Genomic DNA, 1353 nt, shown 5'->3' on the forward strand with positions numbered 1-1353 from the left:
GTCAGGGAGAACTCATCTCGGGGCAAGTTTCGTGCTTAGATGCTTTCAGCACTTATCTTTTCCGCACTTAGCTACCGGGCAATGCCATTGGCATGACAACCCGAACACCAGTGGTGCGTTCACTCCGGTCCTCTCGTACTAGGAGCAACCCCCCTCAATTCTCCAGCGCCCACGGCAGATAGGGACCGAACTGTCTCACGACGTTCTAAACCCAGCTCGCGTACCACTTTAAACGGCGAACAGCCGTACCCTTGGGACCTACTTCAGCCCCAGGATGTGATGAGCCGACATCGAGGTGCCAAACACCGCCGTCGATATGAACTCTTGGGCGGTATCAGCCTGTTATCCCCGGAGTACCTTTTATCCGTTGAGCGATGGCCCTTCCATTCAGAACCACCGGATCACTATGACCTGCTTTCGCACCTGCTCGAGCCGTCACTCTCGCAGTCAAGCCAGCTTATGCCATTGCACTAACCTCACGATGTCCGACCGTGATTAGCTGACCTTCGTGCTCCTCCGTTACGCTTTAGGAGGAGACCGCCCCAGTCAAACTACCCACCAGACACTGTCCGCACCCCGGATTACGGGGCCACGTTAGAACATCAAACATTAAAGGGTGGTATTTCAAGGTTGGCTCCACGCGGACTGGCGTCCGCGCTTCAAAGCCTCCCACCTATCCTACACATCAAGGCTCAATGTTCAGTGTCAAGCTGTAGTAAAGGTTCACGGGGTCTTTCCGTCTTGCCGCGGGTACACTGCATCTTCACAGCGAGTTCAATTTCACTGAGTCTCGGGTGGAGACAGCCTGGCCATCATTACGCCATTCGTGCAGGTCGGAACTTACCCGACAAGGAATTTCGCTACCTTAGGACCGTTATAGTTACGGCCGCCGTTTACCGGGGCTTCGATCAAGAGCTTCTCCTTACGGATAACCCCATCAATTAACCTTCCGGCACCGGGCAGGCGTCACACCGTATACGTCCACTTTCGTGTTTGCACAGTGCTGTGTTTTTAATAAACAGTTGCAGCCAGCTGGTATCTTCGACTGGCTTCGGCTCGGGGAGCAAGTCCCTCCACCTACGTGCCAGCGTGCCTTCTCCCGAAGTTACGGCACCATTTTGCCTAGTTCCTTCACCCGAGTTCTCTCAAGCGCCTTGGTATTCTCTACCTGACCACCTGTGTCGGTTTGGGGTACGATTTTGTGTTACCTGATGCTTAGAGGCTTTTCCTGGAAGCAGGGCATTTATCACTTCAGCACCGTAGTGCCTCGTCGTCACGCCTCAGTGTAAAGTGAACCGGATTTGCCTGGAACACACACCTACACGCTTAAACCGGGACAACCGTCGCCCGGCT

Annotated in this window: 1 rRNA gene (only partly in view); it reads right to left on the bottom strand. The window is 54.3% G+C overall.

What is annotated here, in order from left to right:
- Nucleotides 1–1353, bottom strand: a 23S ribosomal RNA gene (locus FHW04_RS23340) (its annotated part continues 1541 nt past the right edge of the window); the annotation flags it as partial.

Origin of the sequence: Pantoea sp. AN62, from assembly GCF_050432985.1 — a bacterium.
In the GTDB taxonomy this organism is placed as follows: domain Bacteria; phylum Pseudomonadota; class Gammaproteobacteria; order Enterobacterales; family Enterobacteriaceae; genus Pantoea; species Pantoea brenneri.